The 3,712-nt window shown below is 59.5% G+C and carries 4 protein-coding genes; 1 reads left to right on the top strand and 3 read right to left on the bottom strand.

Annotation, left to right across the window (positions count from 1 at the left end; genetic code table 11):
- Nucleotides 1-345: 345 nt before the first annotated feature.
- The 3 genes from JMJ56_RS32690 to JMJ56_RS32680 all read right to left on the bottom strand — a co-directional run bounded on the left by JMJ56_RS32690 (nt 346) and on the right by JMJ56_RS32680 (nt 2,653).
- Nucleotides 346-765, bottom strand: a complete 420-nt coding sequence (locus JMJ56_RS32690; RefSeq protein WP_202836048.1) for an H-NS histone family protein — start codon at nt 763-765, stop codon at nt 346-348.
- 563 nt (nt 766-1,328) lie between these two features.
- Entirely contained in the window at nt 1,329-1,715 is a 387-nt protein-coding gene (locus JMJ56_RS32685; RefSeq protein WP_202836047.1) for a hypothetical protein, read from the bottom strand.
- A 731-nt stretch (nt 1,716-2,446) separates the two neighbouring features.
- Nucleotides 2,447-2,653, bottom strand: a complete 207-nt coding sequence (locus tag JMJ56_RS32680; RefSeq protein ID WP_202836046.1) for a hypothetical protein — start codon at nt 2,651-2,653, stop codon at nt 2,447-2,449.
- Nucleotides 2,654-2,940: 287 nt separating this feature from the next.
- Between JMJ56_RS32680 and JMJ56_RS32675 the strand changes: the two genes are divergently transcribed.
- Nucleotides 2,941-3,636, top strand: a complete 696-nt coding sequence (locus tag JMJ56_RS32675) for an IS5 family transposase (RefSeq protein WP_328702527.1) — start codon at nt 2,941-2,943, stop codon at nt 3,634-3,636.
- Nucleotides 3,637-3,712: the final 76 nt, after the last annotated feature.

The raw sequence follows: 3,712 nt of genomic DNA, 5'->3' as shown, positions 1-3,712 counted from the left end.
CTTGCCGCCGCACGAGGTACGACCTGGAGCGGGCAGGGCTTTGGCCTCTCCCGTCACGCCCCGAACGCCACGAAACTCCCGCCTGCCCTCCGCGAGGCCCATCACCTGCGCCCTCTGCCAAGCCTCCCCAACCGCCAAATCAGGCTGAGAAATCAGACATCGCGCTCATTCATTAAAGACACTTGGCCGCAAGTCCAAAAAACTCACACTACAGTATTCGGCGTAGTTTACAAAAGACCGGAAGCGCTGCCGCACGAACTGACCGCAGGTAAACCGAGCAACATCATAACCGAGATCCATGAGGTACCCCCCCTTGGGGAGAGAGGACCTAGCCACTGATGTCCTCTATTTAATTAAATAATCGTTCCTCGACTTGCCTTCGGCCTCGGCAAGCTGAACCCATTTCGGAGTCCGCCCCCTGCCACTCCACAACTCGCCATTCGGTCCCTTGTACTTCGGCTGAACTCCCTCGCCGCCCGAGGTCTTTGCTTTGCCCCGACCACGCTTTGGAGCAGACGGTACTTCGCCGAAAAGGTCCCGGATCGATAGACCTAGCGCCTTGGCCTTGTCCAGCGTCTCCGCGACGAAGGCCTGCCGCGCAACATCTGCCTTGGCCTGGATTTGGGCCTCGGCCGAAGCGACGACTTGGCGGAGGTCTGCGACGCCTAAGGTTTCGAGCCCGGCGAGGATTTGGCCTGCCGTCAACGACTCAGACCCCGTATCTGTCTTTCGCTTCGACCGATGGGTGGAATCGGAATCAGACATCGTGTGCGCTCCTTTAGCGCGAGGCATATCATGCCATTTCCCAGCTTTATCAAGCCGTGGATGCAGGGCCGATTTTATCCCACAGGCGTTGACATCCCGTGATCAGGAAAAGTCCGGTCGAGTTTATCCAAGCGGTGTAAGGCCGGAATTGAGAACCCCTTCAACGGCAATCGGCTACCGCTGGCGCGATCTGGCGAACACTGGTTCGGCAGTACTTTGCCTATCGCCTCAAGGAGCATCTGAAGCGGATGTCGTTTGAGGAGTTTTAGAATGGAAGAGGATGCAGGATGAGGAGAAGGAGGAAGCAATACCCATAAAATTTCCTCCAGAACCTCGATCAGCTCCGACCATCGCCAAGTGCGTCCCTGGCTGGCGCCGTCTGCTCATTGAGCTCGGCTTGATGGCCGCTTCAAACACAGTCCAAGATTGGTAATCCGCCGTCATCATCGCATGATTCCGGTTTGGATCTCGCCGCGACCCCATAGCAGAAGCCGACCCCAGACCGGTGCAGTTCCCCGCTTGATGCTCTGCTAATGCCCTGATGCGGTGCTTGTCCGGTCAACTCATTGGCCGGCAATCAGGCCGAGGCGCTCGATTTGACAGCGTTGACGCCAGGCGCCGGCAGCGGCCGAGGCGATGCGGAGTGCCAGCACGCGAAGGTCCGGCAATGCCTTCGGCAATCCTGCCGGCACAGATGCGACAACGACCTCGCCATGGCGAGGAGTTGCTTGCTCCAGACCTTGCACCACGATGCGGAAATGCGCGCCAGCAACCCCCTGAGACATGCATGCCAGGACAGTAAGGGCCAAGCCTGTGGGCGGTGTTGCTGCAAGGGCAGCATGTAGCCGAGGACCGAAACAGGCCGCAGCGTGACGCTCGGCCTCATCAAGGCACGGCGTTTGCTGTGGGCGAGGGCGATGCTGGCTGAACGTGGTGGCGTCGAGGGGCACGGGGGCTGCTCCTGTTGGAGGCGCCGAATCCTGGCGCAGGCTGCCGTGGGGGGCTGCGGCAGCGGAATCATGCCGAAATACGGGTTTTTCGGAAACTCTCTTCTACTTGAGGTTGCTCAAGATCCGTTGTGGCGGCGACTCGACTTGAGCTTCCATCCATTTGAAATTCAACCCGCTTCGCTGATCGTGAGCCGGCATCCCTCGGGATCGAGCGAAGTTCCGGCTGATCTCCGGAGGGCGAATCGAGGCTGCTTGAGTGGGTCGGCTGTCTTACCGTAGCCACGGTTTTCTCGCTTTCACGGTGCGTGAGGCAGGCAGCATCGGGGCTGGCCTCGAAGGTGTGAGTGTCCATTTTCCCAAAGCAAGGCTTGAAGCTGTAGCTGAGCGGGTCCGCTAGAGGTGACTCTAGGTGTCGCCCGTGGGTGGAAGGCAGGTAGTTCGGTGCCCAGACTAGCTGACCTCCATTGGCGCGATCCGTTGGCATCTCCTCCACGAATTTCTGGATGCCACGTCGAAAGAGCCGGAAACGGTTTCCTATCAGACTTCTTTTTCCGAAGGCAAAAAAGGCGGAGGGAAAGAGCGAGAAGTAATAGGCATTACATCTCCTGCCTTCCTATTAGGCCTCGGTATCACTGAACCCATTCGAAGCTGCGTTTGAGCCTGACCAGACCTGCATCAACCCAGCTTGACCATCAGTTTAAACCCGATTTGGGCTCGGTACATGTCCTTCATCATTGCCTAAAGCTTTTCTGCGGGGCCGTTGGGATGATGGCGCTGTCATGGATACCCAGGCACGGAGTATCCCGCTCTGCAAAATGCAGCATCACCGCCTCCGCAACACCGAAATCCACCCGCTGAAGCTTCAAACTGACACCCATGTCGATATAAGAAGCAATCTGGGGCAAGCCGGCGGCGATCAGGCGCAGAGGTTGCGCCAAGGCATTCCGCCTCCTCAACGCTGCAACCATGCCGATGGACGATTAGTGCCATCCGTATTGTCTTAGGCGTCTCCAGGGACGCGATGGATCGCTCCTTAGTGTCGTCGCACCCTAGACCGCCGATAGCCTCCCCATCAGCCTCGACGGAGCCTTCCGGTAGCCTCGTCCATCTGAGGATGATCGGATCGCACGGTATGACCATTACGACGGACTCCGACAGTACATTTGGCACCCGGCTACTTGGTACTCCATGAGCGCGGAAGCGGCGAAGCAGGCTGAAGCTGCACGTGAAGGGGTTCCTTTTGAAGCTGAATCGACGAGACCCATCTTTCTCAATAACTGTTCGAAAAGCTTCAAACTTTAGTAAGCGTCAAGGTGCTTCAGCTTTCGAGCCAAGGCAGCCATGCGTGAAACCCGTCCCCGCCGCTATCCCAGTGACCCCACCCAACGCCGAATGGGCGGCCCCGGAGCCGCTCCTTTTGCCGGCTGCCCGGCTCGGACGTTCCCTAAGGCGGCCTCGGTACCTGACGGCCGAAGCCATTTTCCACATCGTCCGCTCCGGTTGCGCTTGGCGCATGCTCCCTACCGCCCTTCCGCCATGGCAGACGGTTTTTGCCCATCTCCGGCAGTGGCGGTTCGACGGCACGCTTCAGCATGCACACGACCGGCTGCGTGCGATGGCCCGCGAGGCAGATGGACGCAAGGCCAAGCCGTCAGCTGCCATCATCGACAGCCAAGCTTTGCGAGCCACACGAACTGGTGGCACCGCGTGCCACTACGACGCCGTGACGCGAAGCTTTGGGCGAAAGCGACACATTCTTGTCGATGCGGCTGGCCTCAGCCTGCTCGCCCATGTCCACGCCGCCGCATGGCATGACCGGCTCGGAGCGCGGCTCCGCGTCGGGCGTGCCGGTGAAGGCGACCTGCCGCGTTTGGAACCCGTATGGGCCGATGGCACCCATGCAGGCACCTTCGCGCATTGACTAGCAGGCTGCTGAAAAGCCTGCCTGCTGCGTGGGAGTAGGCCATTTATTGGCCTGGTTGGGCGTCTGACGCGGC

The organism is Belnapia arida (genome assembly GCF_016773205.1).
Classification (GTDB): domain Bacteria; phylum Pseudomonadota; class Alphaproteobacteria; order Acetobacterales; family Acetobacteraceae; genus Belnapia; species Belnapia arida.
Note: the sequence above shows the minus strand (reverse complement) of the source record. Positions and strands in the feature narration are given on the sequence as shown.